Raw genomic sequence first — 26,453 nt, forward strand, 5'->3', positions numbered from 1 at the left:
AACTCCTTAGGAAACGCCTTCGGCATGGTGCACATCCTTCCAGCGTCGACACATATCGACGCAGATCAGATGTCACCTATGGGTGCAGCAGTCCCCATGCTGGAGGGATCCGCTAGCCCGGGGATGTGTCAGTGTCGTCCCGCGATCAGATGCGTCGAGTGAGTAGGCGGAGTGCTCGCCGCGTCCATTCGTCGCACTTGGTCGTGCTTCACGCGACTCGGTGGTGCGACATGTACGCGAGACGCCTTGACCGGGGTAGAGCGTTGATTAGACCGTGCCTAGGTGTGTCGCAGTAGAGGATCGTCTAGCGCGACAGGCGCCTCGGAACGTTGTGGGTGTACGGCAGATTGTTCCGGGAGGTTATTGCGGGTCTGCTGAGAGTCCGCGGAAATACTCCTGCACTCGTTCTTCGTCCTCGGCAGGAATGACTACCAGCAGTTGGTCATGGCGTTGAAGTCGTGTCTCTGTTGTGGGGACGAAGGAGCTTTCCCCACGCATCACGAGGGAAACCTGGGTCCTCGAGGGCAGGTCGACCTCGAACAGAGGAGATCTGGTGAGCACCGAGTGTTCGGTGATGGTGACCCTGACCAGATCCGCCCGATCCTCGTCCATGGGAGCGGGCTCGATCTGAATAGCGGTGCATGGAGCGGCCTGGGTCAGTCCGAGGCGTCGAGCGACCCAGGGCAGTGAAGGTGCTTGGATCGCGGTATAGGCCACCACGAAGACCAACACCACGTCGAAGAGCATGTCGGCGTCTTCCATCTGCGCCGCCATGGGAACTGTGGCCAGAATGATGGGCACGGCCCCACGCAGGCCCGCCCAGGAGAGGAACGCCTGTTCCCGCCACGGGACTTTGAACCACACCGCGCACACGGCCACAGCGAGGGGACGCACCAAGAAGGTCAAGAACAACCCGGCGAGCAGTCCTAGCGCTGCGGTCTCCCAGGTGATTCTGCCTGGACTGGCCAGCATGCCAAGCATGACAAACAGCCCGATCTGGGCAATCCACCCGGTCCCTTCAGCGAAAGCCTGAGTGGCCTGCCGGTGAGGTAGCCTCCCGTTGCCCAGGACCATGGCACAGATATAGACGGCAGCGAAGCCTGAGACGCTGACCTGCGTCGCTACTCCGTAGGCGAGCAACGCCCAGGCCAACGCTGCCAGCGGGTAAAGCCCGGCGGCCGGCAGAGCGAACCGGCGCAGCACAAAGACTCCCACCCCGCCCAGGGCGGCACCGAGAGCGATGCCGCCGATGAGCTGGACGACAATCATCACCGCCACGACGGGTATCCCTCCGGAGGGCTGAACCCCGATCGCGACGGAGGTGGCTGCTGTCACGATCAACACTGTGGGGGCGTCGTTGAGTCCTGATTCGCCCTCCAGCACGGACCTGACCCGGGCGGGCAAGGAGATGCCGCGCAGCACAGAGAAGACTGCGGCAGCATCGGTGCCGGCGTTGATTGCTCCGAATAAGAGCGCCAGAAGGATCGGCAGACCAAGCGCATAGTGGCCGATCACGGTCATCAATCCAATTGTGATGACAACTCCGACTGTCGCCAGGAGAGCGGCAAAACCGATGGACGGACGAATCTCCCTCCACTTTGTGGTGAGCCCACCTTCGGCCAGGATCAGGGCGAGGGCGCCGTAGCCCAGGCCTTGGGCGAGGGTGGCGTCATCGAATTGGAGTCCGAACCCTGATTCGCCGAGGACCATGCCGAAGATCAGGAAGAACAGTAGAGCGGGCAACCCCAACCTAGCCCCCACACGTATCCCTCCGATAGCTATGAGGGTCACGAGAGCGGCAAGAAGTATGAAGAGGTTGATGGCATGCACCAGACCATTGTCCCAAGGAGCTCGCCCGGTCTCCGCGGGACTGCTGCTCGATGAACTCCCGGGGTTGGTGGCCGAGCTGCCCGGGACTCAGCCCTCCTCGCGACGCAGGTGCTCCTCAAACCGGGTGACTTGGGCCAGGTCGATGCCGGTGAGGTGCTCAATGGGCACAGAGAAGGCAAGCCCGCGGGAGTCCTTGTCCTGGACCAGCAGCGCGCCCACCGCCTTTAGCACGGGGGTGGCCAGGTGCGCGCCGACGACCATCAGCAGCACCGATTGGGTCCCTTCATAGGTCAGACCGAAGAAGGTTCTGCGGGGTTGGGCACTGAGTCCCTTGCCGGTGAGGATGGTGACCCCGGTGGCGCCGGCGCGCTGGGCGTGGTCGATGGCGGTGTCCTCCAGATCGTAGGGAACAATTGCGACGACGACGGTGAACTTCATGGGGACTCCTTATGTTGACGGGGGACTTTATCCAGGATCATGGCGTACACCAGCACAGAAATGATGGGGAAAATCGAGGCGGAGGCGACCAACCCGAAGCCGTCCAACAGCACATCGCGTCCTTCGATGGAGTTGGCCAGGGCCAGTCCGATGGCGGTGACCAGAGGCACGGTAACCACCGAGGCCGTGACCGCGCCGAGGTCGAAGGCCAGGGCGGTGATGTACTTCGGGGCCAGGGCGACCAGCACGATGACCAGGGCGTAGGCGGCCATAATGGTGTAGTGGAGCGGGGCGCCGGTGAGGATCCGGGCCACCCCGAGGGTCAGTCCGATGGCGAAACCGGAGGCGGCCGTGAGGCGGATGGCCGTGGCGCTGAGCTTGCGGGAGGTGGCCTCGGCCTGCTCGCCGATGGCCAGCAGGGCCGGTTCGGCCATGGCGGTGGCGAAGCCGATGAGCAGGGCGAAGAGCAGGATGAGCACCGGGACTCCGCGCTCGATGAGCTGCTCGGCCATAAGCGTGCCGATCGGGAAGAGACTGAGCTTCAGACCCACCGAGAAAGCGTAGAGGCCTCCCAGGACCATCACGACGCCCACGGTGACCCGCAGCCGGTGCGTCAGCGGGTGGCGCAGCACGAAGTACTGGAAGACCAGCACGACAACCACCATGGGCGCGATGTCACGGATTAATTCGGCCAGGCCGAGGACCTGGCCCAGGAACCCGGGGACCGACTCCTCGGCCCCGGCGGCGGTCACGTCAGTGGCAAAACCGAAGGTGTAGACCCAGATCCCGTAGAGCTGCACCCCGATCATCGGGGCCAGGTAGCAAAGGGCCACCAGACCGAATCCGTCGCGCAGCGCGCTGCGGCCCTGCAGCGAGTTGGCCAGCCCGATGCCGATGGCGGTGATCAACGGGACCATCACGATATTGGTGGTCACGCCCCCGGAGTCGTAGGCCAGCCCGATGATCTCCTCCGGGGCCGCGAACGTGGTGACCAGTACCAGCACGTAACCGGCGATTACCAGCTTGTAGATTGCCCAGCCCCACAGGATGCGCATCACGCCGACCACCAGCGCCAGCCCCACAGAGGTGGCCACCACTAGGCGCAGAGCCAGGCGGTCGATCCGTCCCGCACTAGCCTGCTGGGCCTGCTCGGCGACGGCGATCAGGGCTGGTTCGGCGACCACAGCGGCGAACCCGATGGCGAAGACGAAGGGTAGCAACAGGCTCAGGGCACCGCGTCTGGCGAACTGGTTGGCCAGGTTCTTGCCCACCGGGAACACGCTCAGATCCAACCCATGCAGGAACAGTGCGATGCCGACACCGACGATCAACAATCCGGCGATCAGTCCGACGGGGTCTTCCGGCAGCCGGCGGAACACCCCGAGCTGGAACACCACCACGATCGTCACAATGGGCAGCAGGCTCCACAGCGCCTTTTGGAACTCGTGGGCGAACTGCCTAAGGTGCTTCATCGGCGGACCGGGCCTCCTTCCCGGGTGCAACGCAACGCCGCGGGGGGCCGCTACGGTTCCGTCACGTCCCAGTCTGACCTGAGTTGGACCACCTGATGGGAAATCGGGTTGGCCGCTCGTAATCGATGCTGTTCAGCAGAGTTCGGGTTGGCGTTCCGGTGAGCCCGTTCGTGCAGGTCCGGCTACGCGTTTCAGTCCATCGACTAGCGCTTCGCGGATTTTGCGAATGTGCCGCGGGACACGCGAATCCCGACGCAGGGTCGTAGGTAAGAGTAGTAGTCACCATCCCGTCAGTGGCCTGAGTTCGACGTCAAACGGGCTGGGAATCAGCGACTCGATGCCCGCCTATACACAGGGCACGTGCGGCCCGAACTCGAACGAGCCGCGGGCAACTCGGCGGCCGGTCGAAATTGCGAAATCTGCAACTCGACATTGTTAGCTTGTCATAACATAAGTTAGCGGCGTCCAAGGGGAGCGGGCCTGTGCAACACGGCGGGAGAAAGCGATGCACTCCTCGCCCAGAGTGGCACCCGAAACGCGCAGCCGTCGTCCATAGCTCACCCCGGGTCCGGGCACCACTACCGCGCAGCGGACCTACCCGCGAGCCACCTCATTCAGGTCCCCGGTCGCCACGTCGTAGACGAAGCCGCGGACCGCGGTGCCGTGCAGGAGGAACGGGTCTGCCTCGACCCGCGCCAGCGACTGGCGGACGTCCGCCTCCACCTCGCCGAACGCCTCCGCGGCCCACCGTGGACGCAGACCAGTGTCGGCCTGGATCTGGTCTTTGAAGTCGTCGTCCCGGAAGGTGAGCATGCCGCAGTCCGTGTGGTGGATCAGCACGATCTCCTCGGTGCCGAGCAGGCGCTGGCTGATCGTGAGGGACCGCAGGACGTCGTCGGTCACCACGCCTCCGGCGTTGCGGATCACATGTGCATCACCCTCGGTGAGCCCCAGCAGACCGTACGGGTTGAGGCGGGCGTCCATGCACGCCACCACGGCGATCTTCCGGCCGGGCGGCATGGGCAGGTCGCCCTTGTCGAAGTCGGACTGGTAGGCCCTGGCGGCCTCGAGCAGCTCGTCGGTGACTGTCATGTCAAGAACCTAGTCCCGGAGCCCAACCAAGACGAGCGTTCTTCTCACCCCGATCGAATCCAGCGTGAGGTCTCGCGGGCGCGTCACCTGGTGAGGAGGGTCGCGGCGCCCAGGTAGATCGCCACGGTGAGCAGGTCCTGGATCACCGTGGCGAGCGGCCCGGAACCGAAGGCGGGGTCCTTCCCCATCCGGTCGATGATCCACGGCAGAACGAGCGCGATCACCGTGGCGATGGACGACGCCGCGAAGATGGAGATCCCCACCGCGAGGGCCACGTCCCAGTCGTGCCAGATCGTCCCGACGAGTACCAGGGCCGCGAGGCCGAGGATGACGCCCAGAATCAGGCCGGTGAACACCTCACGCAGGGCGATCCGTCGGATGCTCACCCCCACGGCGAGTCCTCGGATGACCAGAGCCTCCGTCTGGGTCCCGACAGCGTCGGCCAGATACACGACCCCCGGGACGAAGAAGGCGATGAGCACGGTCTCGGACAGGGAGGCTTCGAAGGTCCCCACCACACCGGCTGCGAGCAGAGCGCCGATCAGGCCCATGACGAGCCACGGGAGCCGATGCCAGAGGCGCCGACGGATCGGCTCCACCGTGGTCGTCTGCGCAGAGCACTCGGTGTTCAGGAACCCGCCGAGTCGGACCATGTCCTCGTCGTGTTCCGCGGAGAGGATCGACACGAGAGCCTCGGCGGGGATGAGGCCGATGAACCGCCCTCGATCGGCGACCGCGACGGCGTGTGTCCGGCTCTCGACCGCCTTCCACGCCGCTTTCTCCCGGTCCGTCGCGGGCGACACCGTGGGCGGCGCAGAGTCGACCAGTCGGTGGATCGGCGTGTCGGGTTCGGCAGTGAGGATCCGATCGATGGAGACCAGACCCACGAGTTGGCCGTCCTCCAGGACGGCCACCGTGGCCGCGCTATCGAATTCTCGACCGCGCATGTCCGCGAGGACCTCGGCGACGAGTTCGTCGGGACGCGCGGTGGGTACCCGGCGGGTGATGTGGTCGGGTGTGTTCCGCGGAGGGCGGGGGCCGGCGGCGTCAATGCTGCGCATCGGTCTCTCCTTCCGGATTCGGCACGAGCCGCGAGAAGGCTCCGCGCCATGCGGTTCAGGAAGTGAATCACGAGGACCGGAGTGCCGACGGCGGTTCGCCGGACCGGCGATCCCCGACGATTCCCGGAGCCGCTCCCGACGCGCTCTTTCGGTGGAATGCTGACCGGATCGGTGGTCGGTCCGACGTGCGGGAGGTGTCCATGGCCGATACTCCGCCCACCCCGGGTCGGGACGCGGGAGACCCCGGCCTGGCCTCGCCGACGCGCGCACTCCGGACGCCGGCCCTCAAGCGGGTGATCGGGCCGGGTCTGCTCCTGCTGTTCATCGTGGGTGACATCCTCGGTACCGGGATCTACGCCCTCACGGGCAAGGTCGCGGAGGAAGTCGGAGGCGCGGCGTGGCTGGCGTTCCTCATCGCGTTCGCCGTCGCGCTCCTCACCGCCACCAGCTACCTGGAGCTGGTCACCAAATACCCCAAGGCCGGCGGCGCCGCCGTGTACGCGCACCGCGCGTTCCGGGTCCAGATCCTGACCTTCCTCGTGGCGTTCGCCGTCATGGCCTCGGGGCTGACCTCGGCGTCGTCGGCCGCACTGGCCTTCGCCGGGAACCTCAACGAGGCGGTCGGGCTCGACCTGATGTCGCGGACCTGGCCACTGATCGGGATCGCCCTGGCCTTCATCACCGCGGTCGCGGCCGTCAACCTCCGCGGCGTCTCCGAATCGGTCCGCCTCAACGTGGTGCTCACGACCATCGAACTCACCGGCCTGCTGATCGTCATCGCGATCGGGGCGTGGGCGGTCGGACACGGCCAGGGAGACCTCTCCCGCGTCACGGAGTTCGACACCGCCTCGGGCGAGAGTCCGGTCCGGTCGGTCACGGCCGCCACCGGCCTGGCCTTCTTCGCCATGGTCGGGTTCGAGGACTCGGTCAACATGGCGGAGGAGACCAAGGACCCGGTGCGGATCTTCCCCAAGGTCATGTTCGCGGGCCTGGCGTTGACGGGCCTGGTCTACGTCCTCGTCGCGATCTCCGCGGTGGCCCTGGTGAGCCCGGAGGAACTCGGCGAGGGGGAGACCCCGCTGCTCACAGTGGTGGCGACGGGCGCCCCGGCGTTCCCGATCTGGATCTTCGCGTTCATCACCATGGCCGCCGTGGCCAACTCGGCTCTGATCAACATGCTCATGGCGTCCCGGCTGGTGTACGGGATGGCCCACGAGAAGGTGGTGCCGCGGGCACTCGGCCGTGTCCTGCCCGGCAGGCGGACGCCGTGGGTGGCGATCCTGTTCACCACCGTGCTCGCGGCCGGGCTCGTGGCGTTCGCCGACCTCGCCGCCCTCGGCGGGACCACGTCGCTGCTCCTGCTGGCGGTGTTCACTGTCACCAACCTCGCGGTCCTCGTCCTGCGCCGTCAGCCGGTCGGACACGCGCACTTCCGGGCGCCCACCGTGGTCCCGGTCCTGGGTCTGCTGAGCTGCGCCTTCCTCGTCTCACCGCTGTCCGGGCGGGCGGATGCGGACTACCGGCTGGCCGGGGCGCTGCTGCTCCTGGGCGGCGCATTGTGGCTGGTGCAGCGGGTCGCCGGTGCTATCGCTTCCGGTCGGAGTGATCGGCGAACCGCTCGAGGTCGCGGACGTGACCGGAGACGATGATCACGTCCTCCGCACCGATCGAGGTCCCCACGCCCACGACGGCGGAGGCGAAGGCCTGCGGGCCGAGCTGTCGGAGGGCCTCGATGACGGAGGCGTCCGCCCCCACTCCGGGAGAACGCCCGCGCTCCTGGACGCCATGGGAGTGGGGGTAACCCCAGCCTTCGGCCGGATGTCAGCCGCGTACGCGTCGTGCCGCGAGTCCCAGGATCGCGTCCAGGACGAGGAAGGCCGCCAGCGAGATCCCCAGGAGCGGGACGGCCCACCCGATCGCCGCGACCACGGTCACGCCGACGAGGGTGACCACCGGGCGGCGGCGCAGCAGTTCGAGCACGGCACCGCGTGCGGGGGGCCGGGCCAGACCGCCGGTGCGGGTCGGGCGCCGCGTCCACCACAGGACGTAACCCCGGACGATGACGACGACGAGGGCCGCCGCCACCGCGGCCAGCAGGAGCTGGTTGGCCAGCCCGAACAGGAACCCCATGTGGAGGCGGATCCCCCAGTCGGTGAGTCGGGCGGCGACAGGGTAGTCGGAGAACCGCAGTTCCTGCACCACCTCGCCCGTCGCGGCATCGATGCTGGCCGCGTCGGGCCCGGGGGTCCAGGAGCGCCGGACCTCCTGCACCCGCCAGAGGTCGGCGTCACCGGTGGGCGGGACGAGCTGCACCGGCTCCGTCAGTCCTGCGGTGCGTGCGCCGGTCAGGGCGACCCCGGCGTCGTCGGCGGTCCAGGCGGCGGCGGTCCCGTGTGCACCGTCGTGGGAGCCGTGACCCTCGTGACCGTCGTGGCCCCCTGCGGCCCGGTCTGAGGCCGACCCGCTCCGGGAGCTCTCGGGGGACTGAGCTGACAGCGTCGGCGTGGTCCAGCCCATGGCGGACCGTAGGTCGGAGACCCGCTGTCCGGCGTGGGCCGACCAGGTCAGGCCGGTCGCCGACAGGACGAGCATGCCCACCAGCGCCCAGGTCCCCAGGACGGCGTGGCGGGAGCGTTGGCGCGCCCGGCCCGTGAGCCCGGGCGCCGACCTCAGCAACGCCGACCTCAGCAACGCCGACTTCAGCAGCGTCGACCCCCGCGACGCCGGCCGGAGCACCGTCGACTTGCGCGCCGAAGTGCCGGCGCGGCGGGTGCGGCCCCACCACAGGAACAGCCCGGCCAGCGCCAGTGGGGCGAGCCAGCTGGCGGCGAGCTCGGAGTACAGACGGCCCGCCTCGCCGAGGTGCAGATTGCGGTGCACCCCGGACAGCCAGGTGCGCAGCGGCAGGGCCTGCCCGGAGCCGTACTGGACGGTGTCACCGCGGATCGCACCGTCGGAAGGGTCCACAAAGACCACGCGGGAGTGCGAGTCCGACGGCAGCGACCCGTCCGAGAGCAGCACCCGGGTGGTGGAGCCATCGCTCCCGGGCACGATCCTCGACACCGGGAGTTCGGGATGCGCGGTGCGGGCGGTGGTGACCTGCTGTGTCAGCGGGACGTTCTGCGCTGCCGAGGCGGCGGTCAACTGGTCGGCGTAGACCACCCGCTCGATCGTCGGTGCCAGTGCGTAGAAGAAGCCCGACACCGCGGCGACGAGCAGGAACGGGCCGACGAGCACGCCGACGTAGAAGTGCAGGCGGAGAACGAGTTGACGTAGGGGGCCGCCGACGCCCGGGGGACGGGAGTCGCTTCTGCGGAGGTCGCCTGCGCGGGATCGTGTGGTCGTGGTGGTCATGGGGAGGGCACTCCTGATCCACGGCCCGGAGCCGTCGGTGCGCGCGCGAGCGCGACCGCCGGGGGCCGTTCGAGATGAGAGAAGGACGCACACCCCCGGGCCCCGGGCGTCGGCCCGGGGGGAGGGGTGTGGTGGATCAGGCCGGAAGCGGGGGTCCGCGCAGCGTCCGCGCGGTGAGGAGCAGGACCGGTGCCGGGGCGCTGTCCCGCGCGGCCGCCGGGGTGCCCGGGAACGGGGTACTCGCAGCGAGGAGGGCGCGGACAAGCAGAACCAGTCGCGCCGCGACCCTGCGCAGCCCCTCGGCGGCAGCGGCCACCAGTACCGCGGTCAGTACGGCCCCGACGAGGTGGGCGAACAGCATCGCCGGGTCCAGGTGCGCGGTGTGGGCCAGTGCCTGGGTGGTCAGGCCCCAGCCGGTGCCGGGGGGCAGGGGGAGGGCCCCGTGACCATGGCCGAGCCCGTGCCCGGCGGCGGCCGTCGAGAACTGGCCGGAGGCGGGCGAGTGGTGGCCGCTTCTGAGGTGCCCGGCAGTGGGGGCGAGCGTGGCGACCGAGAGGGCGACGTGACCGACCGCCTGACCCAGGAGCCCCGCCGCAGCCAGACCCGGCGCACCTCGACCGGCTCGGCCGCGGGCGAGCACGGCGACCGGGATCAGGCACAGGAACACGACGGCCCATCCACCCGGTCCGGGCGTCGAGCCCCCGGCGGCCGTGTGCGCGACCGTGGCGGTGAGCACGGACGCGAGCACCACCGCGACCGCGCGCCACTGCGCCATCGGGTCGCAGTAGCCGGTCACGACGTAGAACTTACGTCACCGCTCCCTCACCCCGGCGACCTCCCCGGCGGCGGTGGCGAGCGGTCAGGTGGTGCGGGTGAGTGCGTCCACGTCGTCGACCTGCATGTCCCAGACGGGCGGCCCGTCCGAGTGGTCGCGGCGTCCGGTCACGTGGAACCCGTGCCGCTCGTACAGTCGCACGTTCCGCTCGTCCGAGGTCTCCAGCCGAACGGCGCGGGCGCCTCGACGTGCCACCTCGGCGAGGGCGAACACGAGCAGGGCGCTACCGAGCCGTCGGCCCTGCGCGGCGGGGCGGACGCCGACGGTCTCCAGGGTCCACCCGTCGTGCGGCGGCGATCCGTCACCCAGCCTCCCGATGCGATCACCGTGCAGGGCCACGATCTGCTCGACGGAGGCGTCGTCGGGGTCCGGCGCGTCCGGGGGCAGGAGCGCGATCACGCCGTCGCGGTCCCCGGTGACCGCGACGATCCCGTGCCGGTGGGCGTGCTCGAGATAGAGCTGCTGCAGCGTGAGCAGGCGCTCGGCGTACCCCTCCTCCGGGATGACGTGGCGGGTCCAGGGGTAGTGGGCGAACGCCTGGGCCAGGGTCTCGGCGGCGGGGGCGAGATCGTCCGGTGAGGCCAGGCGTGGCTCACTCATTCTGGGCTCCTGCGGGTCGGATCATCGCCGTGGATTCCTGGCCCGGCCCCGTGGGCACCGTGCCCACGGGGAGGAAGCCGAAGCGTTCGTACAGGCGGCGGCTCCCCGGGGTGGTCGCCTCGAGGAACACCGGCTCCGGCCCACCCCGGTCGATGATGTCCAGGCGGTGGCGCAGGAGGGCCGATCCGATGCCCTTCCCGCGGGCCCGGGGCCCGGCGGCGATGTCGTGGAAGTACCAGTGCGGTTCCGACGGTCGATGTGCGTCGACCGCGCGGGTGTGGGCCGCGCCACGGCGTGCGGTGGGTGAGATCAGCAGCCGGAGAACCGCGGCGGCCTTCTCTCCCCACCGCGCCCATCGTCCCGCGCCGCGGTGGGGCGGCTCCCAGAGCAGCGCCCCCAGTGTCTGCCCGTCCTCCACGGCCACGTCGACCCGGTCCGGGTGTCGACGTACGAAGTGGCGGTAGTGGGCGGCCAGGTGCGTCGGCCTGGAGGCCCCGTCGGGGTAGAGCAGCGCCCACGCAGGATCCTCGCCGAACGCCTCCCCGAGCATCTCCCCGATGGCCGGTGCATCGGAGGCCGCAGCCGGTCTGACTTCCACCATGTCTTCCTCCTCGATCGCGCCTTATTCTACAGTGTAGAAAAAGCGTGTCGGGTCCGTCGGCCCGAAAGTGGGGGGACTGATGGTCGAGCACCACGCCGGACGAGGGCCCAGGGGGTTGTCCCCCGCCCGGATCGTCGAGGCGGCCGTCGCCGTGCTGGAGGAGGGCGGGCAGGAGTCGTTCAGCATGCGCGGTGTGGGTCGCGCGGCGGGATGCGACGCGATGTCGGTGGCCTATCACTTCGGGTCCAAGCAGGGCCTGGCCCGGGCCATGGCGTCGTGGCTGGACGGTCAGGTGCGGCCCGCCCCGCCCGGGGCGCCCTGGCGACCGACCCTGCGTCACCTGGCGGATCAGTACCGAGCTCTGGCCAGGGGCTATCCCCGGACGTTCCCGTTGCTACAGCGGTTCACCCACACCGGGTCGGCCGACTACGCCACGACCGAGGTCGTACACGCGGCGATGCTGGGCGCCGGGGTGCCCCGGCCTCAGGTGGTGACGGTGACGGTGGGTTGGTTCGCGACCGTCCTCGGGCTGGCCACGGCGGAGGCTCTCGGGATGGTCGCACCCGTGGACGAGGCCACCGCGGCGGAGATCGAGCGGCTGCCCGCCGGGGACTATCCGCTCACCACGGCGCTCCTGGACGACTATCGCGGGATCGATCCCGGCGTCGTCTTCGGCACCGCCGTGGAGCTGATGCACGACGGGATCGAACGGCTGGGCGGCGGCACGGAACCGGGCGGCCCACCGGTGTCGTGAGCACCACGGCGTTGGTGAGTGTGTCAGCCCTCGGGGCTGCGCAGCGGCATCTCGTGGACCTCGCGGACGAACTCCGGTAGCGGGTCGCCGGTGCGCAGGACGGTCGCGATCGCCGGATCCGCCAGGTGGAGCCGGCCCACCGAGATGAGGTCGAACTCCCCGGCCTCGAGGCAGTCCACCATCGCATCGATGTTGTCCGCGGTGTGGGCGGGTGCGCCGGACTTCTGCTCGCGGAGCGAGGCCCCGATCCCCACCCCGCCCACCGCGCCTGACGGCAGACCGGTGAGTCGGCGGGCCCATCCGGCCAGGGACACCTCGCCGTCGTCGCCCGTCAGGTCGGGGAACGCCGGGTCGTTGAACCGCCTGGTGGAGGCGTCGAGCAGGTCCACCCCCGCGTCGGCGAGGGCGCCCAGGTACACGCCCAGCTCGTCGGGCGTGGTGGCCTTGCGGGCGGTGTAGTCCTGCTGGGTGTGCTGGGAGAAGCGGTAGAACAGCGGGGCGTCGGGGCCGATCGCCTCGCGGACCCCGGCGACCACCGCGGCGGGGAACCGGCTGCGCGCGGCCAGGTCGCCGCCCCAGGTGTCGGTCCGCCGGTTGGTGTCGGCCCAGACGAACGAGTCGAGGAGGTACCCGTGTCCGCCGTGGAGGGTCACGCCGTCGAAGCCGGCCGCCATCGCCAGCCGGGCGGAGCGGGAGAACGCGTCGATCACCGCGGCGACGTCGTCCTCGGTCATGGGCGCGACCTCGGGTGACCACCGGGCGACGCTCCGCTCGGAGTAGGTGGTGACGCCCGGGGTGCCCCACAGACCGGACGGTCGCATCGGATGCATCTCCATGAGCCGGTCGCGATTCGCCCGGTCGAAACGGGCGTTGGCGCCCCAGAGCGGCCCGACGTGCCACAGCTGCGCGAGGATTCGTCCCCCGGCCGAGTGGACCGCGTCGGTGACCTCCCGCCAGGCGGCCACGGACTCGGGTGAGTCGAGGCGCGGGATCCAGGCGTGGTCCACCGAGGTCGGGTGGTCCACGCCGATCCCCTCCGTGACGATCAGCGCGGTCCCGCCGGCGGCGCGGGAGGCGTAGTAGTCGCGGTTCACCTCGTCGGGCAGGGCGTCCGGGCAACCCATCCGCGTCATGGGCGACATGACCAGGCGGTTGGCCAGCTGCATGGACCTGACCTGCAGGGGGCGGAACAGCGCCTCGCGCGTGGTGGCGACCGATGACGTCATCTCGTGGGACCTCTTCTCCTCCGGCGAGGGCGACCCGCCGGGCCCGGGCCGGCGACGCCATCACTTGACAACTGTTGATAGTAGAGAAGTCCGGCCCGGCGTGGACAGCGTTCCGCCCGACCGCCTCCACCGGGTCCTACGCTGGGGTGATGAGAGTCCTGGTCACGGGGGGCGTGCGCTCCGGCAAGTCGAGGCACGCCACCGGCCTGCTGGAGGGCCGCGACCGCGTCACCGTCGTCGCACCCGGGCCGGTGGCGGACGGCAGCGATCCCGACTGGGACCACCGGGTCGCCCGCCACCGCGCCCACCGGCCCACCGGATGGGACACGGTGGAGACCGTGGACCTCGCGTCGGCGATCGCCGCCGCAGCCGGGCCGGTGCTCGTCGACTGCCTGGGGACCTGGGTCACCGCGATCCTGGAACGCGCGGAGCTGTGGGATTCGCCGGTGGACGCCGCGCACGACGTGATGGACCAGAACGTCGCGGCGGTCCGGGAGTCGTTGCGGGAGCACGACGACGAGGTGGTGCTGGTGACCAACGAGGTCGGCTACGGGGTCGTGCCGTCCCATCGCTCCGGCGGGGTGTTCCGCGACCTCCTGGGTGCGGTCAACCAGGGCGTCGCCGAGGCGTGCGACGAGGTGCACCTGGTCGTGTGTGGGCGGGTCCTGCGACTGTGACGGAGGCGGGATTCGCCGCCTCCGGCGCGTCCCGCCCGTCGTAACCGGGCCGTCACACGGCGTCGACCCTGTGCTTACACCGCGGACCTACGGTGATCCGGTTCGCGCACCCCGCGCGACATCCGTCGATCTCGCTTCGAGGAAGGCCGCGCATGTCCGCCACAGAATCGATCGGTAGCCATCACGACGGCACGCAGTTCCACATCGAGGGCAGTGACTACCTGGCCAGGCGCCAGCTCAAGAAGGGCACCGCGGGGTGGGTGCTGCTCGCGGGTCTCGGCGTCAGCTACGTGATCTCGGGCGACTACTCCGGCTGGAACTTCGGTCTGGAACAGGGCGGGTTCGGTGGCCTGCTCATCGCGGCCGTGATCATCGCCGGCATGTACCTGGCCATGGTGCTCGGCATGGCCGAGATGTCCTCGGCGCTGCCGGCCGCGGGCGGCGGGTACACCTTCGCCCGCCGCGCGCTGGGTCCGTGGGGTGGCTTCGCCACAGGAACGGCCATCCTCATCGAGTACGCCATCGCGCCCGCGGCCATCGCGACGTTCATCGGCGCGTACGTGGAATCCCTCACCCTGTTCGGGATCACCGACGGGTGGTGGATCTACCTCGCCGTGTACGCGATCTTCATCGGGATCCACCTGTCCGGGGCGGGGGAGGCGCTCAAGGTCATGTTCGTCATCACCGCGATCGCGCTCGTCGGACTCGTCATCTTCGCGGTGGCGGCGGCGAGCCAGTTCGAGGTCGCCAACCTCACCAACATCGCTCCCACCGACGCCGCCGGTGCCTCGGACTTCCTGCCGTTCGGGTTCATCGGGATCTGGGCCGCCGTCCCGTTCGCCATCTGGTTCTTCCTCGCCATCGAGGGTGTGCCACTGGCCGCCGAGGAGGCCAAGGACCCGTCCAGGAACGTCCCCCGCGGCATCATCGCGGCGATGGCAGTCCTGCTCGTCACCGCGACCACCGTGCTGGTCCTGGCCACCGGCGCCGGGGGCGCGGATGCCATCCAGTCCTCGGGCAACCCACTGGTCGAGGCCCTCGGGGACGGTCCGGCCGCGAGGATCGTCAACTACATCGGGCTCGCCGGGTTGGTCGCCAGCTTCTTCTCCATCATGTACGCCTACTCGCGGCAGTTGTTCGCGCTCTCCCGCGCCGGCTACCTGCCCACGATGCTGTCCGTCACCAACACGCGCAAGGCGCCGACCCTGGCCCTCATCGTCCCGGGGGTCATCGGGTTCCTGCTCTCCCTCACCGGCCAGGGCGACATGCTGCTCAACATGGCGGTGTTCGGCGCCGCGCTCAGCTACGTCCTGATGATGGTCAGCCACATCGTGCTGCGTCGCAGGGAGCCGGAGATGGAGCGCCCGTACCGGACCCCCGGTGGAGTCGTGACCACCGGTTTCGCCCTCGTCATCGCCGCACTCGCCGTGGTGGCCACCTTCCTGGTCAACAGCACGGCCGCGCTCTGGTGCCTGGTGGTGTTCGGGGCGTTCATGCTGTACTTCGGTATCTACAGTCGGCATCACCTCGTCGCCAACTCCCCGGACGAGGAGTTCGCCGCACTGGCCAGAGCGGAAGCAGAGCTCGAATGACCACGTACACCCAGCAGGTCTCGGGATCGACCTACCAGTTCGACGGCCTCGTCGAGCTGATGGCCAGGGCGTCGCCCCAGCGATCGGGGGACGAACTGGCCGGGTGCGCGGCGTCGTCCGACGCCGAGCGCGCCGCCGCGCAGTGGGCACTCGCCGACGTCCTGCTCGAGACCTTCCTCGAGGACCTGCTGGTGCCGTACGAGACCGACGAGGTCACCCGGCTCATCGTCGACTCCCACGATCGCGCCGCCTTCGCCCCACTGGCCCACCTCACCGTGGGGGGCCTGCGCGACTGGCTCCTCGAGGTCGTGGCCGCACCCGGGGCGGCCACGACGCTGGCCTCCGTCGCCGCGGGTCTGACCCCGGAGATGGTGGCGGCGGTGAGCAAGCTGATGCGCAACCAGGACCTGATCTCGGTGGCCCGCGCGGTCCGCGTGACATCCGCGTTCCGGACCACCGTGGGGGTGCCCGGCACGCTCGCGACGCGCCTGCAGCCCAATCATCCGACCGACGATCCGCGGGGCATCGCCGCGGCCACCCTCGACGGTCTGCTCCTGGGCTCCGGCGACGCGGTGATCGGCGTCAACCCGGCGACGGACTCCCCGCACGCCACCTCGGACCTGCTGCACCTGCTCGACGAGATCCGTCAACGCTTCGAGATCCCCACGCAGTCCTGCGTCCTGTCGCACGTCACCACGACGTTGGAACTGATCGAGAAGGGGGCGCCGGTGGACCTGGTGTTCCAGTCCGTCGCCGGCACCGAGGGCGCCAACTCCGGTTTCGGTGTTGACATGACGCTGCTGCGCGAGGCCAACGAGGCGGGCCGCTCGCTGCACCGCGGCACCGTGGGCGACAACGTGATGTACCTGGAGACCGGGCAGGGCTCCGCGTTGAGCGCGGGAGCCCACCTGGGGACGGGCGGCCTGCCCGTGGACCAGCAGACCCTCGAGGCCAGGGCCTACGCGGTCTGCCGCGACCTCGAACCGCTGCTGGTCAACACCGTCGTCGGGTTCATCGGTCCCGAGTACCTCTACGACGGCAAACAGATCATCCGCGCCGGGCTCGAGGACCACTTCTGCGCCAAGCTCCTCGGGCTGCCGATGGGTGTGGACGTCTGCTACACCAACCACGCCGAGGCCGACCAGGACGACATGGACACGCTGCTCACGCTGCTCGGGGCGGCGGGCACCGCGTTCGTCATCGCGGTCCCCGGTGCCGACGACGTGATGCTCGGCTACCAGAGCCTAAGCTTCCACGATGTGCTGTACGTCAGGCAGGTGCTGGGACTGACCCCGGCTCCCGAGTTCGCGGCCTGGCTCGACCGCCTGGGCATGGTCGACGCACACGGCCGGATCCTGGACGTCGACGCGACGGGGTCTCCGCTCCGAGCCCTGACGGGGACGCGATGAGCGGGATCGAACCGTCCTTCTGGGACGAGCTCCGTCGCAGCACCCAGGCGCGCATCGGGCTGGGGCGCACCGGCGACTCGCTTCCCACCCGCCGCGTCCTGGAGTTCCGGTCCGCCCACGCCGCCGCCCGCGACGCGGTGCACATGCCGCTGGACGTCGAGGCCCTCGCCGCGCAGGTGGAGGAGATCGGCATCGGGGTGCCCGCGGTGGTCTCCTCGCAGGCCTCCTCGCGGGCGGAGTACCTCCGGCGGCCGGACCTGGGCAGGGTGCCCGAGGACCTGTCCTCGATCCCCGCGGGGGAGTTCGACGTGGGCCTCGTGCTGGCGGACGGCCTGTCCCCCCGGGCTCTGATGGACCACGGCGCCGGCCTCCTCGGCGCGCTGGTGTCCGAGTTATCCGAGCTGTATTCGATCGCGCCGCCGGTGATCGCCACCGAGGCGCGGGTGGCGCTGGGTGATCACCTCGCGCAGGCGATGGGGGTGCGCACCGTCGTGGTGATCATCGGCGAGCGGCCGGGACTGTCGGTCGCGGACAGCCTGGGGATCTACCTGACCCACCTACCCGCGCCGGGCACCCCTGACTCGGGTCGCAACTGCATCTCCAACATCCACCCACCGGACGGGCTGGGCTACGCCCGGTCCGCCCACATCGTCGCCCGGCTCATCGCGGGGGCCAGGGCGCTCGGCGCGTCCGGGGTGGCGCTCAAGGACACCTCGCGGGCGGTCGAGGTGGACGCCAGCGACACGCTGACGATCGAGTAGCTCGGCGCGCCCGGAGTCCCGGTCACCGACGCTGCGGGACGAGCGACCACCGACTCCCCGCGCGTTCGGGCCGCCCTGCGCGATCCGGCAACCCAGTGCGATCGGGAAACCCCGCGCGATCGAGATCCCCGGCGGGGCCGAGCAGCCCCGCGTTGGCGTCGGCGAGCAACGCGTCGACCGTCTCACGGGCGCAGGTCTTGTTGGACCCGATGAACCCGCGGGGACCACGTTTGATCCACCCGACCACGTAGGCGCCGGGGACCTCGGCACCGCCGGGGCGGTCGAGGACCCGGCTGTCGCGGTGGGGGATCGTCCCGGTGGCGGGGTCGAACGGCACGCCCGGCACAGGGACCCCGCGGTACCCGACCGAACGCAGGACCAGTCCCGCGGGCAGGACCTCCTCGGTTCCCGGGCGGGGGACCGCGCGCACGGCGCCGTCCAGGTTGGACAACTCCGTCGCCGCGATCCGCAGTCCCTCGACGCGTTCTGCACCGACGACCTCCACGGGTGCGGTCTGGAAACGCAGGACGATCCGCGGACTGCCCGTCCGGGGCGCGCGGGCGGCCACCTCCGCCAGACACTCGAGCATGAGGGATCTCTGAGGATCGGTCTCTGCCGCCGGGTCGATCCCGTCCGGGGCGTCGACGCGCAGGTCGATGTCGTCACGCGAGGCCAGTCCGACCAGCTCGGGAAGGGTGAACGCGGCCTGGGCGGGGCCGCGACGACCCAGCACGACGATCTCGCGGATGCGGCTGTCCCGCAGGGCCGCCAGGGCGACAGGTGAGATGTCGGTCCCGACGAGGGCCTCCGAGGGGGTCGCGAGGATCCTGGCGACGTCCAGGGCCACGTTGCCGTTACCCACGATGACGGCCCGCTCGTGGTCCAGCGGGACCCGGGCGTCGACGTGGTCGGGGTGGCCGTTGTACCAGGACACCACCTGCGTCGCGGACATGCTCCCGGCGAGCCCGGTGCCCGGGATCTCGAGGGGGCGGTCGGTGCTGGCCCCGGTCGCGTAGACCACGGCGTCGTGGGCGGCGGAGAGCTCGTCGACGGTGACATCCCGGCCGATCTCCACCCCCAGCCGGTAGGTGAACCCGGCCTGGGCCTCGATGAGCGCGAACAGGTCGGTGACCGACCGCGTCCTCGGGTGGTCGGGGGCCACGCCGTGCCGGGCCAGGCCGTGGGGGACGGGCAGGCGATCGAAGACGGTCACCTCGACGCCCGGCTGCCTGAGCAGCTCGTCGGCGGTGTACAGGGCGGCGGGGCCGGCTCCGACGATCGCCACCCGCAGCGGCTCCCCGGCGGGGCCGCAGTCCCGCTCCAGACGGCGGATCGGGGGGACCGGCGCCTGGGGCGGGTACGGGCGCGACGGCGTGCTCAACACGGCGTTGAGGTCGAGGAAGACCTGCTCGCCCGGGGCAAGGCGGTCGTCGGGGACGATCGCCCCGACCGGGCAGGCGCCCACGCACGCCCCGCAGTCCACGCAGACGTCCGGATCGATGTACAGCATCTCGGCGGTGGCGAAGTCCGGCTCGTCCGGCGTCGGGTGGATGCAGTTGACCGGGCACGCGTGGACGCAGGACGCGTCGGCGCAGCAGGCCTGCGTGACGACGTGGGGCATCAGGCGCTGGTGGCGTACGAGACGGGCGGCTCACTGCGGTAACGGGAGGCGCGGCCGTCGATCTTCAGGGCCCGCCAGACCCGCCGGGCGAGGGGGTTCATCAGGCCGGACTGCTCGGCGAGCATGCGCACGTCGGAGAAGAGGTCGGACAGGAACTCGCGGGACTTCGGGCTGTCCCAGTACAGCTCGTCGATGACCTCGCGGGGAACATCGAACTCCTCGCGGAACTCCTTGGTCGGCTTGAGGATGGCATCGCACAGCACCCGCATGATCACGGGGAAGGCCAAGGAGACCGCGAAGATCTGACCCCGGCTCATCCGGGGCGCGTGGCGGGCCACGTAGGTGTGCGCGAAGGAGATGTGCCGCGCCTCCTCGGCCACGTGGATCTCCATGATGCGGCTCAGCACGGGCGGGAGCTCGTCGGCGCCGCGCAGGATCTGCTTCTGGGTGTGGTCGATCGGCTCCTCGCCCGCGAGGACGCCGATGAAGAAGCCCACCGGGGCCAGGGAGGCGAACCACGGGATGATCGGCGAGACCCGGCGCATCCAGCGGGGCAACCCGGGCACGTCGGCGCCGATGATGTTGACGCCCTGCTGGAACATCTGGGTGTGGTGGCACTCCTCGGTCGCCTCGTGGGTGAGGTACCGGAACTCGGCCGACCCGTTGTCGAGGTTGGAGATGTACTGCATGATCCCGCGGATCAGGATGTTCTCGAACTGCAGGCCGACCTTCATGATGTTGGCCTGGCGCCACAGCCCGATCTCGATCTGGGTCTCGACGGGCAACGCCTGGTACCAGGGGTGGGCGCCCAGCGGGTCCACGGCCGCGGGCAGGACCCAGCGCTCGTCGGTGCGGTCCACGCGGAAGTCGGGGTGGTCCCAGGGGACGTCGACGAACGCGTCGAAGTGGCGTCGGACCGAGGCCTCGGACAGGCGGAGCAGGGCGGCGTCGTACTCCTCGCGGGAGCTGCTCGGGGTCGGGCTCGAGGGGGCGGTGGTGGGCGTGGGTGCGGTCATGGCGATCCCTTTCGTTTCCGACCGCGTGGGCCGGAGAGAGCCTCGGCGTACAGAGGAGGAAGTACAGAGTGACATCTGCGGTCTCTTTGTAACTGAGGCTAGGCAGCGCAGTCCCCCGTGTCAACGCCTGGGCCCCGACGCCCGGGGGGCGTCGGGGCCTGATGCCCCTCGGAGTCCGAGCTGCGTCGGGACCTACGACCCGCCGGAGAGGCCTCGCCCACCGCTGAGCTGCGGGCCGAGGTGCTTCCTGGCGAAATCGCGTGCCACGTCGGGGTCGTCGAGGTCGATGACGGTGGAGGGGGTGAGGACGAACGAGATCACCAGGCGGACGGCCACCTCGGCGGCCACCAGGAGTTCCTCGTGCGACCGGGAGTCGTCGAGACTCGTGGCCATCTCCGAGGCGAGGAACTCTGCACTGCTGCTGACCAGGGGCTCGCCGCGGACCGTGAGATAGGGGACGGCGACCTCGGGCTCGCTCTCCAGGAGCCGGTTGAGCAGGCCGTGCGCGCGCAGGGTCTCGACCGTGTAGAGGAATCCCTCGGTCAGCTTGGACTCCACGTCGTCGTACCGGTCGATCTCCTGCTTCAACCCGGCCAGGATGCGTCCGGACTCCCGGAGCAGGACGGCGTTGATGAGCTCCTGCTTGTTGGCGAACCGGCGGTAGAGGGTCATCCGCGACAGGCCCGACCGTTGCGTGATGTCCCCCATCGTCGACCGGGTCACGCCGAAGAGCTCGAACTGCCGCACCGCCGCGTCGAGGAGCTTCTCCCCGATATCGTCCGTGGTGCCGCTCGGCACGTGGCGGTCCAGGGCGGCGCGGATGAAGTTCGCGGCGGTGAACGGGAGATTCGGGGGCATCGGTCGATTGTCCCTCACCGGGCGTGCTCGCGCCGCGGTGTGGAATGACCCGGTGTGGCGGGACCCGGCGGGGTGAGGGCCACACCGTCAGTCCCCGAGCGCGCGCCGGATGGCCTCGTCGATCCCGGTCATCTCCCACCCCGGGGGAAGCATGTCGGTCGCCGGTCCGGAGGTCACCATCTCGTGTCGGAGGCTCTCGATCAGCCCGGCGACGGTCCCGGCGTCCACGTCCATGAGGGGGGACAGGCCCGCCGCGACCAGATCCCACGGCACCCCGAACACCGGGACGCGGATCGTCGGGAGTCCGGCGACCCGGGAGAACCTGCGCAGCAGCGCGGGGTAGGTCAGCGCCTCCCCGCAGCCGAGGTCGCCGTGCCCGGTGCGGGGAGCCACCTCGAGGGCATGACACAAGGCCTCGACGACGTCGCGTTCGGCGACCGGTTCGACGCGGCTGCCGCGCATCCACCGGGGGACCGGTTGGACCGGCAACCGCTCACACAGGGTGCGCATCATCTCGAAGCCCACGGAACCGGAGCCGAGGACGATCCCGGCCCGCAGGGTGAACACCGGCGTGGGTCCGTCCGAGAGCAGCTGTTCGACCTCGAGTCGGGAGGACATGTGCCGGGAGAGCGGCTCCCCGGGTCCTGCGGAGGGGGCGAGCCCGGAGACGTACACGCACCGCTGGATGCCGGCCGCGGCCATGGCGTCGCGCATCGCGGACGCGCCCGCCGCGTCCTCGGCCCGGAAGCCCGGCCCGTACCCCATCCGGTGGACCAGGTAGACGACCGAGTCCACCCCGGTCAGGGCGTCCGGGAGGCACCCGGGATCGAGGACGTCGCAGCGGACCGTCTCCACGCGGTCGCCCCACCCGTGGGTCGGGGCCCGCCGGGAATCGGTGGCGCCGGCCCGGACGCGGTGCCCCCGGGCCAGCAGCGCGGGTACGAGACGCGATCCCAGGTACCCGCCCGATCCCACGACGAGGACGGTCATCCCGCGTCGAGGTCCTGTTCGATGAGGGCGGCGATCTCGGCCACTGCCGTGGCGTCGTCCCCGCTCACCGTGACCTCGGCCCCCTTCTCGGCACCGAGCGCCATGATGAGCATGGCCGAGGCGGCGTCGGCCTCCTCGCCGTCGTACGTGATCTCGATGTCCGTGTCGTACTTCTCGGCGGCCTCGGCGATGATCCCCGCCGGGCGGGCGTGCAGGCCCTCGGCGGATCCCACGATGACGGTCGTGTTGGGCATGGTCTCTCCTCGTGACTTGTGGTCTGGCGAACAGGGTCAGGCGGCCACGGTGGCGGGCGCCGGGGCCGCGACGGGCGCGGGATCGCGGCGGGCGCTCTTGGCCAGGACCACGGCGGTGGTCGAGACCAGCATCCCCGCGAGGATGGCCACCAGGTAGCCCCACACCGGGTTGATGGCGAACACCACGAACAGGCCTCCGTGCGGTGCGTAGGACTCCACCGAGAATGCCATGATGAGCGCTCCGGTGACGGCGCCACCGGCCATCATGGACGGGATCACGCGGACGGGGTCGGCCGCGGCGAACGGGATCGCGCCCTCGGTGATGAAGCTGGCACCCAGCAGGAACGCGGCCCGGCCGTTCTCCTGCTCGACCTCGGTGAACAGTCGCTTGCGGACGACCGTCGCCAGGCCCATGGCCAGCGGCGGCACCATACCGGCGGCCATCACGGCCGCCATGATCCGGAGTGAGGCCGGGTTGTCGGCGACCAGGCCGGCGGTGGCGAAGGTGTACGCGGCCTTGTTGACCGGTCCGCCGAGGTCGAAGCACATCATGAGCCCCAGGATGATGCCCAGCAGGATCACCGATGACCCGCTCATCCCGCCCAGCCACGACTCCATGGCGGAGGTCAGCGAGGCCAGCGGCCGGCCGAGCAGCAGGAACATCAGCAGGCCGATCGCGAGCGATCCGAGCAGCGGGATCAGCACCACCGGCATGAGGCCGGACAGCCAGCGCGGGGTCTTCCAGGTGGTCATCCAGCGCACCAGGTAGCCGGCGAGGATGCCGGTGACGAGCGCGCCGATGAACCCGGCGCCGAGGGTGGCCGAGAGGGCGCCGCCCACGAAGCCCGGCGCGATGCCCGGGCGGTCGGCCAGGCCGTAGGCGATGTACCCGGACAGGACCGCGATCATGAAGCCCATCGCGGCCTGGCCGATCGCGAACAGCACGGCGCCGATGTACAACCGCAGGCCCGCGTGGGTGAGCATCTCGGCTCCGGCGGTCCCGGCGGACACGATTTCACCGTCGAGGTACCAGACCTGACCGGGCAGGTCGGTCAGCGTGAACCCGGTGGCCACCTCCTGCCAGACGAACGCCACGTCGTATCCGGCGAACAGGAACCCCAGCGCCAGCAGCAGGCCGCCGGCGGCGACGAACGGGATCATGTACGACACCCCGGTCATCACCGCGCGCTGCAGTCCGCGGGCCCAGTGTTCGTCCGAGCCGGACCCGCCGGTGGAGGAGTCGCCGGATCCGGACGCCGCAGAGACGCGCTTGGCGTCGGGGTCGCCGGCAGCGGCCAGCGCCTCGTCGAGCACCCGCGCTGGGGAGTCGATCGCCTTCTTGACGCCGTATTCCACGACGGGCTTGCCCGCGAACCGGCCGCGGTCGCGCACGCCGACGTCGGTGGCGAAGATGACCGCGTCGGCGGCCTCGATCACGGCGGGGTCCAACGGGGTGGCCCCGGCCGAACCCTGCGTCTCCACCTGCAGTTCCACTCCACGCCTGGCGGCCTCCTGGTCCAGGGAGTCGGCGGCCATGTAGGTGTGGGCGATGCCGGTCGGGCACGCGGTCACCGCGACCAGGCGGAGGGGTTGTCCGCCGCCCGTGCCGCTCGCCGTGGTGGTGGTGGTCGCGGCGGCGGTGGATGTGGCCGCGGCGGTCGTCGCGGTGGACGCGGCGGACGTGGAGCCCGGGGCCGACGACGACGAGGCGTCCGGCGCCGGGGTGAGCACCCCCTGGATCACCGCGACGGCGTCCTCGGGGGTCGCGGCCGCACGGAGCGCGTCCACGAACTCCGAGCGCACCAGGTTGCGGGCGAGGGTGGCCAGGATCTTCAGGTGCTCCTTGCCGCCGCCGGCCGGGGCCCCGATCATGAGCACCAGGTCGGCCGGGCCGTCCTTGGCCCCGAAGTCCACAGGCGGGTCGAGGCGGGCGAAGCCCAGGCTGGGCTCGGCCACGGCCTCGGACTTGCAGTGCGGGATCGCGATCCCGCCCTTCATGCCGGTCGCCGCCTTGCCCTCACGGGCCATCAGGTCGGACACCAGCGCGTCGAGGTCGTCGGCGCGGCCCGCGTCGACGAGCGCCCCGGCCAGGGACCGGATCACCTCGTCCTTGGTGCTGCCGAGATCGGCGTCGAGCCGCACGGTGGCGGTCTCGATGATCGGTTGGCTCATGGCCTTCCTCCGTGTTTTCTCAAGGGTCTCTGGATCGGGGGGTATTCGGTGGTGTGGTCGGGATCAGTCGAGTCGACGGACGGTGGCCCGGAACGAGTCCGGATCGAGTCCGAGGGGTAGTCCGGTGCCGGCGAGGGAGGCTGCCACGCTGCCGTGGCAGACGGCCCACGCGAGTCGCTCCTCGGGTGGGGCTCCCCGGGAGTCGGCCAGGAGGTAACCGGCGAGCGCGGAGTCGCCGGCGCCGACCGTGGATCGCACGCGGACGGGCGGGGTGGTCGCGAACCACGCCTGGTCGTCATCGTCATCACCGCCGTCGACCAGGACCGCTCCGGCGCCACCCAGGGTGACCAGGACGGCCCCCACTCCCGTGGCGCGCAACGTCCGGGCGGTCTCCACGACCGGTGCCAGGTCCCCGTCCGCGGCGCGGCGCTCCAACTCCACGCCGTCGACCCCGGCCAGCTGGCCCAACTCCTCGCCGTTGGGTTTGACCAGGTCGGGAGCGGCGGAGGGGAACCGCGCCGCGAGCGCGGCGAGCGGCGCGTCGGAGGTGTCGACGGCGATGCGGGCCCCCGTTCCGCGCAGTTCCGTGACCAGGTCCGCGTAGAACCCGGCGGGCACCCCCCGCGGCAGCGAGCCGCTCAGGACCACCCAGGTGGCGCGACCCGCGAGCCCGGACACGTCCGCGCGGACCCGATCGAGCATCTCGGCGGTGGCGACGGGGCCCGGGGCGTTGATCTTGGTGGTGGTGCCGTCGGGGTCGGCGAGCGTGAGGTTCACCCGGACCGGGCCCTCGGCGGGGACCACGGTGGCGGGCACACCCGATTCCGCGCACATGGTGACGAACGGGTCGTGGCGCGGGGCGGGGAACACGGCCGTGGCCTCGATCCCGCCCGCGGCCAGGACCCGGGCCACGTTGACGCCCTTGCCGCCGGGGGAGTCGTGCGACTCGGCGATGCGGTTGACCCCGCCGAGCGTCAGCGGGGCGGCCAGCGTGGCCGAGCGGTCCACCGACGGGTTCATGGTGAGGGTGACGATCATGGCAGCACGACCTCGATCCCACGGTCGCGGAGGGCGGCGGCGAGGGCGCCGGTGGGCGGGGAGTCGGTGACCAGGACGTCGACCCGGTCCAGGTCCGCGAAGGAGACCAGGAACTCGTGACCGAACTTGCTCGAGTCCGCGAGCACCACCACCCGCCGCGCCGCGCAGCACATGGCCGTCTTGACGGCGGCCTCGTCGGGATCCTGGGTGGTCAGGCCCCGCTCGACGTTCAGGCCGTTGGTGCCGAGGAAGGCGACGTCCACGCGGATGGTGTCCAGTGCCCGCAGCACCGGCGCGCCCACGCAGGCACCGGTCAGGCCGCGCACGGCGCCGCCGAGGAGGTGGAGCCGGGTGGCCCCGGCGCGGTGGAGGGCGTCCGCGACGGGGACCGAGTTGGTGATGAGCGACAGTCCGTGCCCCTCGCCGAGTGGATCCGCCAGCGACTCGGCCAGGCAGGCGGTCGTGGACCCCGCGTCGAGCAGCACGCTGCCGCCCGGGGCCGGGAGCAGCGCGAGCGCGGCGCGGGCGATCGCGGACTTGGCGGTCACGTTCTCGGCGCGGCGGGCGGCCAGGGTCCGTTCGACCCGCCCGCCCGGCACGGCGGGGACGGCTCCACCGTGCGTGCGCTCGAGGATCCCCTCGGTCTCGAGCAGCGACAGGTCCCGACGGATGGTCTCCGCGCTGACGTCCAGACCGGAGGCGAGATCGGCCACGGTGACGCGGCCGGATGCGGCCAGCACCTCCGTGATGTGTCGTCGCCGTTCACTGCCGTACATCGGGGGCCCGACCTTTCTCCAAGTGA

At 70.6% G+C, this 26,453-nt stretch carries 24 protein-coding genes; 6 read left to right on the top strand and 18 right to left on the bottom strand.

All coding sequences use genetic code 11. From position 1 onward, the window contains the following. Positions 1-360 precede the first annotated feature (360 nt). The 5 genes from ABIE38_RS13370 to ABIE38_RS13390 form a co-directional block, all read right to left on the bottom strand. A complete protein-coding gene (locus tag ABIE38_RS13370; RefSeq protein WP_354057048.1) occupies positions 361-1,830 on the bottom strand; it encodes a potassium/proton antiporter in 1,470 nt (489 codons plus the stop codon). Positions 1,831-1,917: 87 nt separating this feature from the next. Then, entirely contained in the window at positions 1,918-2,268 is a 351-nt protein-coding gene (locus tag ABIE38_RS13375; protein ID WP_354057050.1) for a transcriptional regulator, read from the bottom strand. Further along, a complete protein-coding gene (locus ABIE38_RS13380) occupies positions 2,265-3,740 on the bottom strand; it encodes a DUF1538 domain-containing protein (RefSeq protein ID WP_354057052.1) in 1,476 nt (491 codons plus the stop codon). Before ABIE38_RS13380 ends, ABIE38_RS13375 begins: the two co-directional genes overlap by 4 nt. A gap of 594 nt (positions 3,741-4,334) precedes the next feature. Next, positions 4,335-4,832, bottom strand: a complete 498-nt coding sequence (locus ABIE38_RS13385) for a beta-class carbonic anhydrase (RefSeq protein WP_354057054.1) — start codon at positions 4,830-4,832, stop codon at positions 4,335-4,337. Between the two features lie 83 nt (positions 4,833-4,915). Next, complete coding sequence (locus ABIE38_RS13390; protein ID WP_354057056.1) at positions 4,916-5,893, bottom strand: magnesium transporter; 978 nt, start codon at positions 5,891-5,893, stop codon at positions 4,916-4,918. A 200-nt stretch (positions 5,894-6,093) separates the two neighbouring features. Between ABIE38_RS13390 and ABIE38_RS13395 the strand changes: the two genes are divergently transcribed. Further along, the gene (locus tag ABIE38_RS13395; RefSeq protein ID WP_354057058.1) at positions 6,094-7,542 is read left to right on the top strand and encodes an APC family permease; all 1,449 of its coding nucleotides are present in this window, start codon (positions 6,094-6,096) and stop codon (positions 7,540-7,542) included. Between the two features lie 172 nt (positions 7,543-7,714). Here ABIE38_RS13395 and ABIE38_RS13400 read toward each other — a convergent pair whose 3' ends face one another. The 4 genes from ABIE38_RS13400 to ABIE38_RS13415 form a co-directional block, all read right to left on the bottom strand. Beyond that, complete coding sequence (locus tag ABIE38_RS13400) at positions 7,715-9,247, bottom strand: PepSY-associated TM helix domain-containing protein (RefSeq protein WP_354057060.1); 1,533 nt, start codon at positions 9,245-9,247, stop codon at positions 7,715-7,717. A 136-nt stretch (positions 9,248-9,383) separates the two neighbouring features. Beyond that, complete coding sequence (locus tag ABIE38_RS13405; RefSeq protein WP_354057062.1) at positions 9,384-10,043, bottom strand: hypothetical protein; 660 nt, start codon at positions 10,041-10,043, stop codon at positions 9,384-9,386. A 63-nt stretch (positions 10,044-10,106) separates the two neighbouring features. Then, on the bottom strand, positions 10,107-10,682 hold the full coding sequence (locus ABIE38_RS13410) for a GNAT family N-acetyltransferase (protein WP_354057064.1): 576 nt from the start codon (positions 10,680-10,682) through the stop codon (positions 10,107-10,109). After that, positions 10,675-11,283 (bottom strand): GNAT family N-acetyltransferase, encoded by a 609-nt coding sequence (locus ABIE38_RS13415; RefSeq protein ID WP_354057066.1) that lies wholly within the window; start codon positions 11,281-11,283, stop codon positions 10,675-10,677. The genes ABIE38_RS13410 and ABIE38_RS13415 overlap by 8 nt, the downstream gene beginning before the upstream one ends. Before the next feature lie 79 nt (positions 11,284-11,362). Between ABIE38_RS13415 and ABIE38_RS13420 the strand changes: the two genes are divergently transcribed. Continuing rightward, positions 11,363-12,037 (top strand): TetR/AcrR family transcriptional regulator, encoded by a 675-nt coding sequence (locus ABIE38_RS13420; protein WP_354057068.1) that lies wholly within the window; start codon positions 11,363-11,365, stop codon positions 12,035-12,037. Positions 12,038-12,060: 23 nt separating this feature from the next. Here ABIE38_RS13420 and ABIE38_RS13425 read toward each other — a convergent pair whose 3' ends face one another. Next, a complete protein-coding gene (locus ABIE38_RS13425; RefSeq protein ID WP_354057070.1) occupies positions 12,061-13,263 on the bottom strand; it encodes an oxidoreductase in 1,203 nt (400 codons plus the stop codon). 149 nt (positions 13,264-13,412) lie between these two features. On the opposite strand from ABIE38_RS13425, the gene ABIE38_RS13430 reads away from it, so the two are divergent. From ABIE38_RS13430 to eutC, 4 genes are all read left to right on the top strand, one after another. After that, positions 13,413-13,940 carry a bifunctional adenosylcobinamide kinase/adenosylcobinamide-phosphate guanylyltransferase gene (locus tag ABIE38_RS13430; RefSeq protein WP_354057071.1) on the top strand — a complete coding sequence of 176 codons (528 nt, stop codon included), beginning with the start codon at positions 13,413-13,415 and terminating at the stop codon, positions 13,938-13,940. Between the two features lie 152 nt (positions 13,941-14,092). Next, complete coding sequence (gene eat, locus ABIE38_RS13435; RefSeq protein WP_354057073.1) at positions 14,093-15,532, top strand: ethanolamine permease; 1,440 nt, start codon at positions 14,093-14,095, stop codon at positions 15,530-15,532. Beyond that, positions 15,529-16,941, top strand: coding sequence for an ethanolamine ammonia-lyase subunit EutB (locus ABIE38_RS13440; RefSeq protein ID WP_354057074.1), 1,413 nt, complete (start codon positions 15,529-15,531; stop codon positions 16,939-16,941). The genes eat and ABIE38_RS13440 overlap by 4 nt, the downstream gene beginning before the upstream one ends. After that, positions 16,938-17,702 carry an ethanolamine ammonia-lyase subunit EutC gene (eutC, locus tag ABIE38_RS13445; RefSeq protein WP_354057076.1) on the top strand — a complete coding sequence of 255 codons (765 nt, stop codon included), beginning with the start codon at positions 16,938-16,940 and terminating at the stop codon, positions 17,700-17,702. Before ABIE38_RS13440 ends, eutC begins: the two co-directional genes overlap by 4 nt. A gap of 22 nt (positions 17,703-17,724) precedes the next feature. On the opposite strand, the gene ABIE38_RS13450 is transcribed toward eutC, so the two are convergent. The 8 genes from ABIE38_RS13450 to ABIE38_RS13485 form a co-directional block, all read right to left on the bottom strand. After that, positions 17,725-19,323 (bottom strand): FAD-dependent oxidoreductase, encoded by a 1,599-nt coding sequence (locus ABIE38_RS13450; protein ID WP_354057078.1) that lies wholly within the window; start codon positions 19,321-19,323, stop codon positions 17,725-17,727. Beyond that, positions 19,323-20,339: an AurF N-oxygenase family protein gene (locus ABIE38_RS13455; protein ID WP_354057080.1), complete on the bottom strand. Its 1,017-nt coding sequence runs from the start codon at positions 20,337-20,339 to the stop codon at positions 19,323-19,325. Before ABIE38_RS13455 ends, ABIE38_RS13450 begins: the two co-directional genes overlap by 1 nt. A gap of 192 nt (positions 20,340-20,531) precedes the next feature. Beyond that, entirely contained in the window at positions 20,532-21,197 is a 666-nt protein-coding gene (locus ABIE38_RS13460) for a TetR/AcrR family transcriptional regulator (protein WP_354057082.1), read from the bottom strand. A gap of 87 nt (positions 21,198-21,284) precedes the next feature. Beyond that, positions 21,285-22,187, bottom strand: a complete 903-nt coding sequence (locus ABIE38_RS13465) for an NAD(P)H-binding protein (RefSeq protein WP_354057083.1) — start codon at positions 22,185-22,187, stop codon at positions 21,285-21,287. Beyond that, the gene (locus ABIE38_RS13470) at positions 22,184-22,441 is read right to left on the bottom strand and encodes an HPr family phosphocarrier protein (protein ID WP_179523815.1); all 258 of its coding nucleotides are present in this window, start codon (positions 22,439-22,441) and stop codon (positions 22,184-22,186) included. The genes ABIE38_RS13465 and ABIE38_RS13470 overlap by 4 nt, the downstream gene beginning before the upstream one ends. Positions 22,442-22,477: 36 nt before the next feature. Further along, positions 22,478-24,613, bottom strand: a complete 2,136-nt coding sequence (locus ABIE38_RS13475; RefSeq protein ID WP_354057085.1) for a PTS fructose transporter subunit IIABC — start codon at positions 24,611-24,613, stop codon at positions 22,478-22,480. Between the two features lie 63 nt (positions 24,614-24,676). Next, a complete protein-coding gene (locus tag ABIE38_RS13480) occupies positions 24,677-25,651 on the bottom strand; it encodes a 1-phosphofructokinase family hexose kinase (RefSeq protein WP_354057086.1) in 975 nt (324 codons plus the stop codon). Beyond that, entirely contained in the window at positions 25,648-26,427 is a 780-nt protein-coding gene (locus ABIE38_RS13485) for a DeoR/GlpR family DNA-binding transcription regulator (protein WP_354057088.1), read from the bottom strand. The genes ABIE38_RS13480 and ABIE38_RS13485 overlap by 4 nt, the downstream gene beginning before the upstream one ends. Positions 26,428-26,453: the final 26 nt, after the last annotated feature.

The sequence above is a fragment of the Dietzia sp. 2505 genome, assembly GCF_040546785.1.
In the GTDB taxonomy this organism is placed as follows: Bacteria; Actinomycetota; Actinomycetes; order Mycobacteriales; family Mycobacteriaceae; genus Dietzia.

Bases quoted from the DNA above. Each gene is read 5' to 3' on its own strand.
- ABIE38_RS13380 (WP_354057052.1), bottom strand. From the start codon at position 3,740: ATGAAGCACCTTAGGCAGTTCGCCCACGAGTTCCAAAAGGCGCTGTGG.
- ABIE38_RS13410 (WP_354057064.1), bottom strand. From the start codon at position 10,682: ATGAGTGAGCCACGCCTGGCCTCACCGGACGATCTCGCCCCCGCCGCC.
- ABIE38_RS13455 (WP_354057080.1), bottom strand. From the start codon at position 20,339: ATGACCGCACCCACGCCCACCACCGCCCCCTCGAGCCCGACCCCGAGC.
- ABIE38_RS13465 (WP_354057083.1), bottom strand. From the start codon at position 22,187: ATGACCGTCCTCGTCGTGGGATCGGGCGGGTACCTGGGATCGCGTCTC.
- ABIE38_RS13415 (WP_354057066.1), bottom strand. From the start codon at position 11,283: ATGGTGGAAGTCAGACCGGCTGCGGCCTCCGATGCACCGGCCATCGGG.
- ABIE38_RS13395 (WP_354057058.1), top strand. From the start codon at position 6,094: ATGGCCGATACTCCGCCCACCCCGGGTCGGGACGCGGGAGACCCCGGC.
- ABIE38_RS13450 (WP_354057078.1), bottom strand. From the start codon at position 19,323: ATGCCCCACGTCGTCACGCAGGCCTGCTGCGCCGACGCGTCCTGCGTC.
- ABIE38_RS13470 (WP_179523815.1), bottom strand. From the start codon at position 22,441: ATGCCCAACACGACCGTCATCGTGGGATCCGCCGAGGGCCTGCACGCC.
- ABIE38_RS13485 (WP_354057088.1), bottom strand. From the start codon at position 26,427: ATGTACGGCAGTGAACGGCGACGACACATCACGGAGGTGCTGGCCGCA.
- ABIE38_RS13480 (WP_354057086.1), bottom strand. From the start codon at position 25,651: ATGATCGTCACCCTCACCATGAACCCGTCGGTGGACCGCTCGGCCACG.
- ABIE38_RS13460 (WP_354057082.1), bottom strand. From the start codon at position 21,197: ATGCCCCCGAATCTCCCGTTCACCGCCGCGAACTTCATCCGCGCCGCC.
- ABIE38_RS13475 (WP_354057085.1), bottom strand. From the start codon at position 24,613: ATGAGCCAACCGATCATCGAGACCGCCACCGTGCGGCTCGACGCCGAT.
- eutC (WP_354057076.1), top strand. From the start codon at position 16,938: ATGAGCGGGATCGAACCGTCCTTCTGGGACGAGCTCCGTCGCAGCACC.
- ABIE38_RS13375 (WP_354057050.1), bottom strand. From the start codon at position 2,268: ATGAAGTTCACCGTCGTCGTCGCAATTGTTCCCTACGATCTGGAGGAC.
- ABIE38_RS13420 (WP_354057068.1), top strand. From the start codon at position 11,363: ATGGTCGAGCACCACGCCGGACGAGGGCCCAGGGGGTTGTCCCCCGCC.
- ABIE38_RS13400 (WP_354057060.1), bottom strand. From the start codon at position 9,247: ATGACCACCACGACCACACGATCCCGCGCAGGCGACCTCCGCAGAAGC.
- eat (WP_354057073.1), top strand. From the start codon at position 14,093: ATGTCCGCCACAGAATCGATCGGTAGCCATCACGACGGCACGCAGTTC.
- ABIE38_RS13440 (WP_354057074.1), top strand. From the start codon at position 15,529: ATGACCACGTACACCCAGCAGGTCTCGGGATCGACCTACCAGTTCGAC.
- ABIE38_RS13390 (WP_354057056.1), bottom strand. From the start codon at position 5,893: ATGCGCAGCATTGACGCCGCCGGCCCCCGCCCTCCGCGGAACACACCC.
- ABIE38_RS13385 (WP_354057054.1), bottom strand. From the start codon at position 4,832: ATGACAGTCACCGACGAGCTGCTCGAGGCCGCCAGGGCCTACCAGTCC.
- ABIE38_RS13425 (WP_354057070.1), bottom strand. From the start codon at position 13,263: ATGACGTCATCGGTCGCCACCACGCGCGAGGCGCTGTTCCGCCCCCTG.
- ABIE38_RS13430 (WP_354057071.1), top strand. From the start codon at position 13,413: ATGAGAGTCCTGGTCACGGGGGGCGTGCGCTCCGGCAAGTCGAGGCAC.